A 14,854-nucleotide genomic window follows, 5' to 3' on the forward strand; every position below is an offset into this window, starting at 1 on the left:
GAAGTGATATTTTTGCCTGTTGTTCCTAGCAAAATAGTGAAATATATAACGGAAGAATCCTATACATCGGGTTCCAACCAGATAAAGCAATCATTAAAAGAGACACTTGCAGATATTATTGCTTGTACGATTGCAGGGACTAAAACAAATGTATTTGAAATAGTGAATAAGTTTGTCAGAAGTCAGTATGGGTCTGGAGCTAGCTCTATTATCATGACTTCTCATAAAGTAAATGCTACGGGAGCTGCCTTAGTTAATGCAACGTCAGCTAATGCGTTGGATATGGATGATGGGCATCGCCTTGTAAAGGGTCATCCAGGTGCGATTATTTTTCCAGCCGTTTTAGCTGCGTCTGAGGAATACCTTATTTCTGGCGAAGAATTTATGACTTCTTTACTGATTGGCTATGAAGTGGCAATTAGAGCAGGAATTCTTGCCCACCAGCTTCGTCCTGAATATCATTGTACTGGTTCATGGGGAGCTATTGGCGCAGCAGCTGGGGTGGGCAGGGTGATAGGCTTATCTACAAATGAAATTCATCAAGCTCTCGGTATTGCTGAATACCAATCTACCTATTCACCGATGATGCGCTGTATTGAAAAACCTTCCATGTTGAAGGACGGGATTGGTTGGGGATGTATGACTGGAATCAGTGCTTCCTACCTAGCAAAGGAGGGCTTTTCCGGGAATCCTTCTCTGTTTGAAATGGAGGAAGCTGTTCCGTACTTACAAGAACTTGGGCAGTTATATAGGATTGATGAACTTTATTATAAGCCCTATGCCTGCTGCAGGTGGGCCCAGCCAGGAATAGAAGCGTTAAGGGAATTGCTAGAAAAATATGATATCTCATCGGTTAATGTCAATAGAATAAAAGTTTATACTTTTGCCGAGTCAGCTTGTTTAAGCAGAACCCATCCAAAGAATACAGAAGAAGCACAATATAACTTAACCTTTCCGATTGCCGCTTATCTGTATTCCGGTGAGGTAGGACCCCATCAAGTCTTAAATGAATTGGATCATCCAGAGATATTAAATATCATGGATAAAATTGAAGTTTATGAGAGTGAAGACCTGAATAGTGAATTCCCAAATAAGGCTCTTAGCAAAATAGAATTGGAAGATCTTGAGGGGAATCTATACGTTTCTGGGGTCCATCAAGCAAAGGGAGACTATGATTATCCACTATCTGCGATTGAAAAGAGACAAAAGTTTAATAGTTTAGTAGAGCCCATCTTAGGGACTAATCGTTGTGAGGATTTATTTAATTGTATTCAAAATATCGAGGACCTTAAGACCATCCACATTTTAAGTGAAAAATTATCAAATTGATGAAAATTAGGAGGAAATAATAATGAGAGAACGCCAAATTAGCTTTTATAGTGAAGGATTTAAATTAGAGGGGACCATTTATTTGCCAGACGATTATCAACCAGGTGAAAAAAGACCGGCTATCATCCCTAATTCTGGCTACAATGGCTTTAATGAATTCTATCCTCGTTTGTTTGCCCGCAATTTGACTGAGGCTGGATATGTTTGCCTTGGGTTTGATTACCGCGGATTTGCACAAAGTGAGGGGCCGCAAGGAAGAGTCATTTTAGATGAACAAGTACAAGATATTAAAAATGCCATTACTTTCTTGCAGATCCAGGAAGAGGTTGATCCTGAAAACATCGGATTAATCGGCTGGGGAATGGGTGCATCTAACGTTGTACGTGTAGCGGCATCGGATGATCGAGTTAAGGCGGTTGCAGCTTTAAACGGTTTCTTCAATGGAGAAAGATGGCTAAAATCCATCCACTCCTATGTAGAGTGGGTGGAAATCAAAAAGATGATTGAAGAAGATCGTATTCTTCGCGTTACAACAGGAAGCTCTAAAAACGAGGACCCATTTATTCATTATCCATTAGATCCAGCAACCAATGATTATGTCCAGAAAGAACTAGCCATTTTATCTCCATTTGGCAAACTAACACAATTACAATTTACGGATTCCATTATTAGTCTGAATGCTGATAAAGTGGCAAAGGACGTTGAATGTCCACTATTCGTAGCACATGGAAAAGATAATCTTCTTCATCCTGTAGATGAATCCATTCATTTTTACGAAGCAGCAACAGAACCAAAACAGCTATACATTATCGATGGCAAACATAATGACTTTATGTATCATGGACATCCTGTATTCAAGGATTTAATTAATCAGCTTGAATCCTTCTTTGGAAAAGAATTAAGTTATACTAAATTGGAAAAAATTAACTAATTTCTTGCCGCTTTAGATCTTTCTAATTGAAATTTATGTATCATAGAGGACCCTTGGAAGCTGAGTTTCCTTTTCTGATGAAATGGATGCCAGACCGGCTCATTATTGTGTAAAAAGAAAATCGCTCTACAAGAGGTAATTCATAGTCAAAAAAGAACCGGGCAATTGCCCGGTTTTCTTTTAACTAGAACAGTTAAGTTAATCTTCTAGTTGGAAAGAATGGCTGAAATGGACTTTTCCATTTTCATCGCGAATTTCCACGCCTGCTTGATTTTTTGCCGGATCTACATGGAACACACCGAAGTTGAAGAAATTACCTTCCGCATACAAGCGTTCAGGACCGAAGGTAGGATCCAATGTACCAGGATTGATTTTTACTGCTCCAATCGGACCGCTGATTAATTCGTGATAATCTGTTTTGCCGTCATGATTGGCATCATATTTGATGACTTCGGCAAAATGGACATCGGTTGTGACGAAATAAACGTTTTTGATTCCTTTTTCAATGATAAAATCCGAGATTTTTTTGAACTCGTTCTCATATCCTGTTACATCATTAGGGTTTACTTGATTACCATTTGCCCATCCATCCCTGGCAGTTGCTTTTCCAGTCGGAACGGAGATTGGCACGGAAGTCGCGACAAATTTAACCTTGGCATCAGATTCGAGAAGCTGCTGTTCCAGCCATTTCACTTGTTCTTCACCGAGCATTGTTTTATCAGGCCCATCTGCCATGGTGTTTGGAGAGCGGTAGCCGCGGTTGTTAAGAATGATCATATCCATTGCTTTACCCCAAGAATACTTGTGATAAAGCTTGTTCGCTGAACTGCGTTCACTTGAAATTGGCCAATAATCCTTAAACGCACCCAACCCCGCTGAAGTCAACGGCTGGGAAGGACCTGAAAAGTCATTGGTCACTTCATGATCATCCCATATAGCAAACGTTCCTGTTTTTTGTAAAAGGCTGCGTAATCCAGCATCCGTACGATTCTCCTTATATTTCGCCCAGAAATCCTGAACGGTTTGAGATGGAGGGTTAGGAACAGCCGGTGTCTTATTATCAGCATAGATGGTATCCCCGCTGAACAGGAAGAAATCTGGATTGATTGCTGACATCGCTTTGAAAGATTTATATGGCGGTATTTCTCCCTGGCCGCCAGTATCTCCGCCCCAAACGATTGACATTGGCTTTAAGCTGTTTTCCTCCGGTGCTGTTTTGAATGAACCATTTACGGTGTACTGGCTGGAAACTGCATGGGCCCGGTAATGATAAGTAGTATCAGGCTTTAATCCGTTAACCTCTACATTTACTGTATAATCATGTGCTTCATCTGCATGGCTCGTTTTGACGATTGTATCGTGTTTAAAACTGCTGTCGGTTGAAATTTCAAACTGAACTCTTGCATCAACATTTGCGCGGGCCCATAAAATCGCTGATGAATCCGTTATATCTCCGCTTGCCACTCCATGTGAAATATACGGCTTTTCCAGTAAGTCCACAAGCTGGTCAGTATTATTTGTGAACTCTCCGTCCACACCAAGGGAAAGCAAGGAGACCATATCGTCCTCTGAATTGACTGTCCATGGATGCACTAGAAGCTGATTCTGATGAGCGGCTTCTATTAGTTTTGGCACAACAAGCTCCTTACTAGGACCTACGCCGGCTGCATAGTCAGAGATCCGTTTCATTTCCTGATATACATCCTTGCCTGCCAGCATACTTCCTGAATACAGTTGAATCAGCTTTACATTAGGGGCAAGAGTTTTTAATTTACGAAGGCTTTCCTCACTAAATGATTCGAGAAAAAGCTTTTCGTCATCAAGTACATTGGTTTCTTTCAGGATTTCAATTACTTTCTCTTCCATCCCTGGATAAACGTTTGGCGCTTTTGTTTCCATGTAAAGGCCAACTTTTCCGTTACCATGTTTTTTGACAAATTCAATTGCTTCCTCGAGTGTCGGCACATGCTGTCCGATGTATTCAGTTTTCGCCATATTTGGATAAGTTTTATTAAACCACGAACCTGCATCCAGTCGGCTGATCTCTTCGAGAGTAAAATCCTTTACCCGCCAAGGTGCGCGGTCTGGGTAAAGTTCCTTTACGTTGGTAGTTCTCGCCAAGGTTTCATCATGCATGGCGATCAATTGGCCGTCCTTTGTCATTTGTAAATCGAATTCTACATAATCCGCCTTCATCGTCATCGCCTGCTTATAGGCGGCGAGTGTATGTTCCGGGCCGTAGGCAGATGCACCGCGATGAGCAATTACCGCTACATCAGAGGTAAGCGGTCGTAAAGTCGATTGTCCATTATCTGTAGCAGTGCTTTGAATGGGATGGGCGAAAACAGCGTAAGGAGCCGCTGCTGTTACCGAAAGTGACAGACAAGCTAATCCGGCTATTAAACTCTTTTTCATTTTCAATTCATCTCCTATAAGTTTATGTATTTCAATTTAAAAGTATAGGAGAATTGTAAAGCCGTAATTGATAGAATGTTAATATTTAGTAAAGCGCACTAAAACAATACTTTTTTCTTATAAATGAAATAATGAAAATGGAACTATTTTTACAGGGATAATTACCTATAAACGTTTAAAGAGCATGTGCATTTCCTCCCGGCGTTTGTTGTATTCATTCTTCATTCCTTCATATTGAGCGGAGTATTTTTAGACTACTCGCCAGGCAAGTATCCGCTGCTTCTTTTTAAAAAGGCCTGGTGCGAGGGATATCTTTCTCCAAGGACGAATGTTTACTTCCAACCCCTCCAATAATATTATTAAATTGCTGGGAAAAATCTATTTTAGGGCAAGGAGCAGTTATGATAATCATTAGTGATTTTTTGGTTGATTTGATTGGTGATTTGATTAGTGGTCTAGTGGAGGTAATTTTCCCTACTCCGATGTCAAAACTAGAAAAAAACATCGATGAATTAAAGGAAGAAGAATGGTTTTCCAACCTGAATAAAGATGTTCGATACAATTACATCATTTGGCATAACAAGAGAGTTAAGCACTTCTTAAGGAAGCCTGAAAATATTAAAATTCTCAAAAGTAGTGAAGAGGAGCGCGAAAGATTTATTCAGCTTATTATTAAGGAACATAAAAGATTCGTGGGGTTACGCTAAGTTTTTGCCACACGCTGCTTTGGCTGGTGGGAAATTGGTAGCTGTTGGTGCATGATGTATGGGCACAAATGCTGGTTTTAGCAGCTACCAGTGGTTCCTTTTTAAAAAGGTATGTTGATTCCTGCTCTGGGTCATATTTTTTAGTGTGGTTGTGGCTTCGCCTGCCCGTACAGTTTATGAAACTGGTAAAATATTATAATCATCAATTCCTCCAAAATGATTCGTTAATTTGTGTAATTCCCCCAAGTTCTATTTACGCAAAAGCTCAGGTACATAAACAAAAGGAACTATTGATCAAGCACAAGGTTATTTCTCAGTAAAGAAAATTCCGATATCAAAAGATCCAATCGCTATTGTTGTAGAAGCTCCTGGACATCTGAAGAGCAGAAAACAAAAGATACAGCTACGCTTAGCTGGATAGCTGCTGTCAAGGCAACGGAAGTGAAAATTGAGCAATCCAGCGATAATGGCGTAACATGGAGCACTGCGACAACAAAGCAGCCGGTTATAGTAAGCTCAAACAATGCAGTAGTGACAGGGTTGTTGGAAAATACCTCCTACCAGTTCCGAGTGAAAGTGGTTGGCGGATTAAACGAGGGTATTTCTAACGTTGTTAAGTGATAACAGAATATAGTGAATGATTTAAGGTAAAGAAAAGTGCTGCTCTTTTGTCTTGAGACATGAAGAGCAGCACTTTTTTTGCTTGCATTGGGAATTTTAATAGACTCTATTTTCTCACCCCCATAAGACATTTGGATCGTTCGTATTCTATTAGTATGAACACACAAAAAAACACGAGGGGTATAACATGATTAAAATAACCAAGGGAGCCATTGCCATGGTATTAGCGGGATCTGTTACGTTTTCTGCCGCCAACGCTTTGTTAGGTCAACCTATTAAACGATTAACAAAAGAAATGGCTATACCTATATCGGCAGACCGAAAAAAAGCAGATGTAATCAACCCGGCAGAAAAAAAGGACAAACCTCAAACGCCAGCAGCGAATGTGAAGGACCGTCCTGTTATCCAAGTATCTTTAAAAAATAGGAATACCAATGATATGGAAGTAGCAGCCATTCAACAGAATATAGAAAAATCCAGCAGTAGAACTACAACCAGTTCTGCTAATACGAATGTGAAAACAACCACAAAGCCTGCTGCAACACCGATACCTATAATAAGCACAAAAGCACCAACAACAACGAGTAAATCCACTACAACGAGAACTGCTACAACAACGAGACCTGCAGCAAGTGCAACAACGAGACCTGCAGCAAGTGCAACAACGAGACCTGCAGCAAGTGCAACAACGAGACCTGCAGCAAGTGCAACAACGAAACCTGCAGCAAGTGCAACAACGAAACCTGCAGCAAGTGCAACAACGAAACCTGCGACAAGTACAAAAGCACCAACAACAACTTCAAAACCTGCGATGACTACACCGACGAAAACTACTGCAACCACAACAAAAACCAACCGTGGACAACAAGTCGCTCAAGAAGCAAAAGAAACTGCTGAGAGCCGTAGGGATACAAAAGAAAACAATGGAAAGAAAATGTAATTTATCCGCAAGGATCACCGAATGATGGTGATCCTTTTTATATGCAGAGAAAAAGTCTTCCCCAAATGGGGAAGACCTGTATGAAGATCCATTACATCGTTTCCTTAACCTTCGCAATCGAGGTATCCTGAGTTACATTACCTTTGCGTTTTAGTTTACCCCAGCCAACGGTTACTCCCTTTATTGCTGAGAAGATGGATTTTATTACTACATAAGTCATAAGCTGTTTGTACAAGATTCGTTGCAGAAACAATGAGACTAGTGGTTTGGGACTTTCTTTCTCCAAGCGAAACGCATAGAGAGAAGTTAAGAAATCCAGCAAGTAAAAAAGAATAAATCCAATCGCTGCTCTTTCAGGGTGCGGGTTAAACAGGGCTAAAATAAACAAGATATCTGCAATAGGCGATATGGTTTGATAAATATATTGGAAAAGCCACATGTTTGGTAGGGCGATAAATCCTAATGAGTTATGTTTTTTATTAAATAAAGCCTCCCGATGTTTCCATAAGCATTGTAAGGTACCATAAACCCATCGGTAACGCTGTTTTGCCAGACTTTTAATATCTTCCGGAACTTCTGTAAAGGCATATGCCTTTTCTTCAAATTCAATCTTTTTCCCTTGGCGTAAAAGGGTAAGTGTGATATCGGTATCCTCTGCCAGTGTATCCTCTTGAAAGTATCCAGCTTCTTCTACCGCCGTCTTTCTCCATGCACCGATTGCACCTGGTACAACCGTAATGCAATTGAGAGCGGCAAAAGCCCTTCTCTCTAGGTTAAAGCCTGTTACATATTCGATATGCTGCCAGTTTGTAAGAAGGTTCCCCTTATTGCCGACCTTTACATTCCCTGAAACCGCAGCAACCTTTTCATTTTTAAAATGGTTAACAAGTAATGAAATGGCATTTTCCGCGATAAGTGTATCCGCGTCAAGAGCCACCACGATTTCCCCGTTTGCTTCTTTAAAACCAAGATTAACAGCAGAAGATTTTCCCCCATTGGTTTTTTTTATTAATCTGATAAGAGGATGTTTTGCATAAGTTTCTTGAACGACACCAGCCGTATCATCCTTTGATCCGTCATCGATAATCAGTACCTCAAAAGCTGGGTAATCGCTCGATAAAATAGAATCTACTGTTTTACAAATTACTTTTTCCTCGTTATAGGCAGCAATCACGACGCTGACAGAAGGGGTAAAGCCAGGGTCGATCACGGTCTCCTTATATCTTTTTACCTGCTTCCTTGAAAGGAAAATAAAGATAACCAATCGCAAGATTCCTAACAGGATCGCTGAGTAGAACAGGAAGCTTAATCCTACGTGCCAGCCTTGTAGCACCATGAAAACAGCCTTGTCATAGACCAAATAAGGGCTGTCCTTAACAGGGGGCATAATCTGACTATTATTTTTTTCAGTTAGATCAGCAATGGTGGTAAATGTATAGCCGCGCTGTTTGAGTTCTTTAATAATCGTAGGCAAGGCTTCTACCGTGTTGGAGCGGTTACCGCCAGCATCGTGCATCAAAATCACATTTCCTTCAGGAAGCTGATCCAAGACCCGCTTCACAATTTCATCACTAGAAAGTCTTTGCCAATCGTCTGAGTCAATTAATTCACCGACCATGGTATAACCCATATCCTGTGCTCGCAAGATTGGCTCCAGTTCGCTCTTTGTGCTCGGTTCCGCATTAGCCACATACGGCGGACGGAAAAGAGTCATCGAATGACCGGTAATTTCTTGAAATAATCGCTGATTTGCATTTAGCTCCATTCTCGTTTGAAATGGTGTGATCGATGCAACATCCGGATGGGTAAAGGTATGGTTACCAATTTCGTGACCTTCTTTATACATCTTGTTAACCAGTTCTGGATGCTGCAGTGCGTTCTCTCCAATGATAAAGAAGCTTCCTTTTATGTGATTCTTGTCCAAAATGTCTAATATTTGTGGTGTATAGGTTGGATCCGGACCGTCATCAAAGGTAAGGACGACTTCCTTACGTTTTGGTTGGCCATACCGAACGACCTCGGAAGGCTTTGGTAATTTACGATAGGTTTCGGTTTGAATCAACCCATGTGAATCTAATTGAATCGTTCTTTTTCCTTTTTCTGATGGAGAGGCAATTTTTAAAATCTCTCCAGCACCTGTATAGTGAACAGGCTTAGGGCTGACCAAGGTTTGAAGGGCATGGGATGGATCGGTTATTTCCTTTGGTTTATTCAGGTAATTCCAGATTGAAGGATCTTCAGAACCGAGTCGCCAAACCGCAATTCCTCTTGAACCGTGATCCATCGCTAACTTCATTTGATTATAAAATGAAGCTGCATCTAAAAACCAAACAACATGGTTTTTTCCGTTTCTTTTGTAGCGTACATAAGGGTTACCTATTTGTTTATTCCATTGGATTTGGAGGTTGGTCCCAATTCCTAAATCCATGATATCGCCGAAAGCAACCGTATCTGCGGGCTGATGGGAGTTTTCTTCCCAGTCGTAACCGAAGCTTCCCAAACTCACAATCAATTTTTCAGAAGGAATATGGAGCTGGTTCAAGTTCTCTTTTACCCAATCAGATGGAGCCACAGGTCCAGGTTTACTCATCGAATGGTGCTGGTCATAGAGCATGACAATCATCCGATCAACATTCGTTGCTAAAGAAGTATAGTTAAAACTGTTGTTATTCGGTGGAACATCCAGTGTAACCATAAGACCATGTGGATGAAACGCCTCATGAACTTTATCGATAAAATGTGTGAAATCATCTTTGTCCTTTGGATGGATATCTTCAAAGTCTATATTAATTCCGTCAAAGTCATTTGTTCTCACATAATCCAACATCTTTTTAATAAAAAGATCTTCAGCACCAGGAGTAATAAATAAGCGGTGAAGAGCTTCGCCATCCCATTTATTATGACTAAAATTATTCACTAATGGGAGAATCTTTATATTATGGGCTTTGGCCTCTGCAATAATGGACTTGTCCGTGCTGGTTTTTAGGGTAAGGCCAGGAGTAAGCTGCATCCACCCCGGCACTAATGTTGTAATCGAATCGCTATTCTTTTTAAAAGAAGTATGGCTGTTTTTGTCCCAATCGACGTAAAAACCATACACTTCTTGTTTTTTGTTTGATTGCCCGATACTTTTTTGAATAAGAGGGGAAGGACTCGTTTTTTGAAACTGAGTGGCAAGCTGTTCTGTACTGAAACTTTTATTAATCGGCTCGATCCCGCTCTTTACTGCGCTTTTATTCAATTGTAGTTCAGGAAATTCTGGGTTCGTATTAAGACTTTCAATAAAAATAGTCGATACTAAAATAATTAAAACCGTAAAGCCTGCACTCATTCGTTTGATAATAGACCAGCGTCTTTTGGCTGGATCAAGAAAAACATGTTCTTGATTTCTCTCCCTCTTTTTCAGCCCTAAATTGTAAAACCAATGGAAAATAAAGTAGCAGACAAGGCCAATCAAGCCTCCTAGAACCCCCGAGACAAAAGTTTGTGAAAGCTGTATTTTTGACTTCAGGGTAGAAAATAACCAGTAATCCTCCAATACACGCATATCGAGGAAGGGTAAATGATTCATCTTTGGTATAAAAAGCGGAATCAACGTTCCAAGAAATAAGGCAATGATATTAAGACGCAACAAAAGTGAAAGAACAAGCAATAATGGAATTCTAAAACTATCTAAAGGGAAAAACCCCATGAAAAAACCAAGTGTACTTGCAACCGCTCCTGCATTTCCTGTGACAGGAGCAAATAATGATCTAACAATCCACCTAAAAACTCGATTCACTTTGACTCCTCCTATAGGTGTAGTGTTGAAAAATGTATCGTTCTATTGTAATAGATTGATTTTATACTGTTGAATTTGTAAAAAATGTTAACTGAAAGTTATCCTACAATCTCGCGGGCAGATTTTTCGACAAAAAATGACCATCTCCAAACACTTAGATAATCATTTAAAGATTTTGGGGGTAGGCGGATAAAGTTTTTTTAATTTTAAATGGCAATTGAGGAGGATTTTGTGTAAATGTAAAAACCTCATTTAGATATATGTTGTAAAGAAAAGCTGAAATATACTAAGCCATTGAATTGGCTATATATATTTCAGCTTAAATTAATTAAGAAATTTTTATATTTTTTTACTGATTTTTTTGATTTTATCAGATTTTTTCGAAAGCATCTGTTGGGACATATATAAGTCTTCAACTTTCTCTTGAACATCATCAAAGTTTTCATGTAACGACTTAATCATGAGCTCTCGATCTTTTGCTTTGATCGCATCAATATACAGTTGATGATTATTGATGATCCTTGTAAAGTCTTCATACGTTTCTTTAAAACGACTGCGCATGGATAGAACAATCAAGCTTTCCATCACAGGCTTCAAATTTTCCCAGATCATCAGGATGTAGGAATGATTGATTGACCGAATAATTGTTTCGTGGAATAGGACATCCTGATAGGAAAACTCATCAGCATCTCGGTATTTTATGGCAATTTTCATCATTTCTAGTGTTTTATTAAGTTCCATTACTAATTCATTCGTGTCCATCCTTACTAGCCGTTCAAACACAAACGTTTCAATGAGTAAACGTACATCATAAATTTCTGCATATTCTTTTTCTGTTAAACCTATGACAACCGCACCCATTCTTTCTAATCGGATGATATTTTCAGATGCAAGTATTCTTAACGCTTCTCGAATGGGTGAGCGGCTCACACCAAAATCGGTAGCTAATTTATTTTCAGATAGGATAGCACCGCTTACTATCATGCCCGAAATAATACGCATTCTAAGCTCGGATGTTACACGATCACCAGCTGAAGCTTTTGAAAGCCATTTTTCAGGATAAAGAAATTCCTTTGATTCAGCCATAAATTCACCTTCTCTTAAGGAGTATACTTGTATACAAGCATTATAATAGAACATTTTAATAATGCAAGCGCTTTTTTTCCGGTTACACAGGCACCGCCCGATATTTGTCGAAAGTAATTGGTGTTCAGATTGGCAAGGCAGTAAGGAAGGGGATCTATCGTTCTATTTACTTAATTTAATGAAGGTTAGTAAATATATTACGAAATGTGAAGAATAATGTAACAATTAAATTATTGTAAAATAATTAATAAGAAAAGTATTGACTTCAAATATAATAGCCCCTAAAATAAACTTGTAAATGCAAGCGATTACAAAAAGAGATGGATCGATATTTTTTTGACCAGTATGTAACGGGTTACACAAAGTGATAACAACACCTTTTTTTACAAGAGTATGTAACGGGTTACACAAGCTGAGATTTCAGTAGGGTACCAACCACTTTTTTTTAGAAGTATGTGTAACGGGTTACACAAAATGATAAGACCTTTTTTTTAGGCTATGTTAAAGCTCATTGTTGATTTTGGCACATGTTGATTGGAGCGGAAGGCGCGAAGACTCCTGCGGGAGGACGGGGCAGGGGAGACCCCGCTCATCTCTAGCGCCGGAGGAGGCTCCCCGGACCGCCCGCGGAAAGCGAAGCGCCTGGAGCGGAAATCAACAGCCAGGTATAAAAGAGCTTTTTTTAAAAGAATATGTAACGGGTTACATAAAATAAATGAGAAATTTTTCATTAAGGGAAGTGAGTGAACAGCATGAGCACGATTAAGGATGTAGCAGCTTTAGCAAACGTGTCTGTTGCCACTGTTTCTAGAGTTTTAAATAATAAAGGTTATATCAACGAGGAAACCAGAAAGAAGGTTCTGCTCGCCATTTCGGAATTAAATTATGTGCCAAATGAGGTGGCCAGAAGTCTTTTTAAGAAACAGTCGAAGACGATTGCCCTGATTGTTCCGGATATTAAGAACCCGTTCTTTCCTGAAGTGGCAAGAGCGATTGAAGATGTGATGAGCAGTCAGGAATATACATTGATTCTCTGTAATTCGGATGGGCAAGTGGAAAAGGAAATCATGTATTTGGATGTCATGAAGCAGAAATATGTGGATGGAATTATTATTGTCACGAGTACATTGACACCTAAGCATATTAAAAATAGAGACATCCCAATCGTGGCGTTAGACAGGCCAATTAGTAGCGACCTTCCCTCCGTTTCGGTTAACAATTTGGAAGGGGCAAGGCAAGCGGTTCAGTATTTGAAGAAGATTGGCTGCAAAAAGATTGCTCATATTCGCGGTCCGCACGACATTAGCAATGCGGATGAACGGTATAAAGGCTACTTAGCTGAGGTGGAGCACGAATCATGGTTTCACCCGGATTTAGTGGTGGATGGAAATTATCATGTGGAGCAGACGACAGAGGCAGCCACGAGGTTACTGATTACGAATCCTGATATTGATGGGATCTTTGCAGGGAACGACTATATGGCAGTAGGCGTCTTAAAGGCGGCTAGAAAGCTGGGGATTCGGGTACCAGACGATCTATCGTTAATCGGTTTTGATGGGATCCAACTGAGCCAATTAACCAGTCCTGAAATCACGACGATGGCTCAGCCGATTTATGAACTAGGCTCTACAGCCGGTGAGCTGTTGCTAAAACTGATTGAAGGAAAGACCGTTCCGAAGCTTGATCATCTGTTTGAAGTTTCATTAATGAAAGGCCAATCTACAAGGGATTAGGAGTGATAACATTTGAAGAATAGAAAAATAACTGTCATCGGCAGTATCAATATGGATTTAGTGACGAGTACCAACCGAGTACCGATTCTTGGAGAGACGTTGATGGGGGAATCCTTTCATACGATTCCTGGAGGAAAGGGCGCTAATCAGGCCGTTGCCGTTGCAAGATTAGGCGCGGATGTGACGATGATTGGCTGTGTCGGCAAGGATTTATTTGGCCAGGACCTATTGAAGCATTTGAAAGAACAGAGTGTCAATGTGGACAATGTGGAACCGGTTACAGATACCTCAACAGGAATCGCCGCGATTACCATCTCGAATGGAGAGAATCAGATTATTGTGATTCCAGGTGCGAATTATCATGTGACACCGGCGTTTGTGGCATCGTTTGAGGACGTGATTGCAAAAAGTGATATCTTGTTGCTTCAACTCGAAATACCACTTGAAAGTGTCGAAAAAGCAGTCGAGCTTGCCCACAAGCATCAGGTAAAGGTGATTTTGAATCCTGCACCGATTCAGCCGCTTCCGAAGGAATTGCTAGAAAAGGTCGATTATCTTACTCCGAATGAGTATGAACAACAATTACTCTTTGATTCGGTCGAATGGACGGAGCAAGAACGGCAAGCAATGTTAAAGAAATGTATTATTACCAGAGGTTCAAAGGGGATTACTTTTTTTCAAGAGGAAAAAGTAGAGATTCCTAGTTTTAAAGTAGATGTTGTCGATACGACGGGTGCAGGGGATTCTTTTAATGGAGGATTCGCGTATTCGATTAGTCAAGGGGCGTCTTTGGCGGAGGCCTGCCAGTTTGCGACAGCGGTTGCGGCCCTTTCGGTTACCAAGCTTGGTGCCCAAGGCGGCATGCCGACGATGGAAGAGGTTCGGACGTTTTTACGGGAAAGGAAGGAAGAATTATGAAGAAATACGGCATATTAAATAGTCACATTTCCGAAGTCCTTTCAAGGCTTGGTCATACGGATACGATCGTGATTGCAGATTGCGGCCTGCCAATCCCGGAAGAAACGATCCGAATTGATCTTGCTCTTAGCCTAGGGACCCCATCGTTTATAGAAACACTGGAAGTGATATTAGCGGATATGGCGGTGGAAAAAGTAACCCTTGCTCATGAAATCAAAGATCAGAATCCAGAAGTAGAGGCGCAGGTTACGAATCTAGTAAATGGTGTTCCAATTGCCTATCTTACCCATGAAGAACTAAAGGCGTTAACGAAGAATGCGAAAGCGGTAATTCGCACCGGTGAAGCAACTCCCTATGCCAATATCATTTTACACGCAGGAGTGATTTTCTAAT

At 40.4% G+C, this 14,854-nt stretch carries 11 protein-coding genes; 8 read left to right on the forward strand and 3 right to left on the reverse strand.

From position 1 onward, the window contains the following. The first annotated feature begins 12 nt into the window (after positions 1-12). On the forward strand, positions 13-1,329 hold the full coding sequence (locus tag QF028_RS30930) for an MmgE/PrpD family protein (protein WP_429471435.1): 1,317 nt from the start codon (positions 13-15) through the stop codon (positions 1,327-1,329). A gap of 22 nt (positions 1,330-1,351) precedes the next feature. Further along, complete coding sequence (locus QF028_RS30935; RefSeq protein WP_429471437.1) at positions 1,352-2,260, forward strand: alpha/beta hydrolase; 909 nt, start codon at positions 1,352-1,354, stop codon at positions 2,258-2,260. A gap of 198 nt (positions 2,261-2,458) precedes the next feature. Here the strand turns inward: QF028_RS30935 and QF028_RS30940 are convergent, their stop codons facing one another. Then, on the reverse strand, positions 2,459-4,675 hold the full coding sequence (locus tag QF028_RS30940; RefSeq protein WP_429471439.1) for a glycerophosphodiester phosphodiesterase family protein: 2,217 nt from the start codon (positions 4,673-4,675) through the stop codon (positions 2,459-2,461). Between the two features lie 401 nt (positions 4,676-5,076). Between QF028_RS30940 and QF028_RS30945 the strand changes: the two genes are divergently transcribed. The 3 genes from QF028_RS30945 (at position 5,077) to QF028_RS30955 (ending at position 6,943) form a co-directional block, all read left to right on the forward strand. Next, the gene (locus QF028_RS30945) at positions 5,077-5,382 is read left to right on the forward strand and encodes a hypothetical protein (protein ID WP_429471441.1); all 306 of its coding nucleotides are present in this window, start codon (positions 5,077-5,079) and stop codon (positions 5,380-5,382) included. 333 nt (positions 5,383-5,715) lie between these two features. Beyond that, entirely contained in the window at positions 5,716-6,003 is a 288-nt protein-coding gene (locus QF028_RS30950) for a fibronectin type III domain-containing protein (RefSeq protein WP_429472628.1), read from the forward strand. A gap of 187 nt (positions 6,004-6,190) precedes the next feature. After that, positions 6,191-6,943 carry a hypothetical protein gene (locus tag QF028_RS30955; RefSeq protein WP_429471443.1) on the forward strand — a complete coding sequence of 251 codons (753 nt, stop codon included), beginning with the start codon at positions 6,191-6,193 and terminating at the stop codon, positions 6,941-6,943. Between the two features lie 91 nt (positions 6,944-7,034). Here QF028_RS30955 and QF028_RS30960 read toward each other — a convergent pair whose 3' ends face one another. Further along, positions 7,035-10,724: a polysaccharide deacetylase family protein gene (locus tag QF028_RS30960; protein ID WP_429471445.1), complete on the reverse strand. Its 3,690-nt coding sequence runs from the start codon at positions 10,722-10,724 to the stop codon at positions 7,035-7,037. A gap of 339 nt (positions 10,725-11,063) precedes the next feature. Continuing rightward, a complete protein-coding gene (locus QF028_RS30965) occupies positions 11,064-11,810 on the reverse strand; it encodes a GntR family transcriptional regulator (RefSeq protein WP_429471447.1) in 747 nt (248 codons plus the stop codon). A gap of 752 nt (positions 11,811-12,562) precedes the next feature. On the opposite strand from QF028_RS30965, the gene QF028_RS30970 reads away from it, so the two are divergent. From QF028_RS30970 to rbsD, 3 genes are read left to right on the forward strand one after another with little or no spacing between them, the layout of a single operon-like run. Further along, positions 12,563-13,543: a LacI family DNA-binding transcriptional regulator gene (locus QF028_RS30970; RefSeq protein ID WP_429471449.1), complete on the forward strand. Its 981-nt coding sequence runs from the start codon at positions 12,563-12,565 to the stop codon at positions 13,541-13,543. Between the two features lie 12 nt (positions 13,544-13,555). Then, the gene (gene rbsK, locus QF028_RS30975; protein ID WP_429471451.1) at positions 13,556-14,461 is read left to right on the forward strand and encodes a ribokinase; all 906 of its coding nucleotides are present in this window, start codon (positions 13,556-13,558) and stop codon (positions 14,459-14,461) included. Then, a complete protein-coding gene (rbsD, locus tag QF028_RS30980; protein ID WP_214997880.1) occupies positions 14,458-14,853 on the forward strand; it encodes a D-ribose pyranase in 396 nt (131 codons plus the stop codon). The genes rbsK and rbsD overlap by 4 nt, the downstream gene beginning before the upstream one ends. Position 14,854: the final 1 nt, after the last annotated feature.

Source organism: Neobacillus sp. B4I6, assembly GCF_050434045.1.
Lineage (GTDB): Bacteria > Bacillota > Bacilli > Bacillales > Cytobacillaceae > Neobacillus.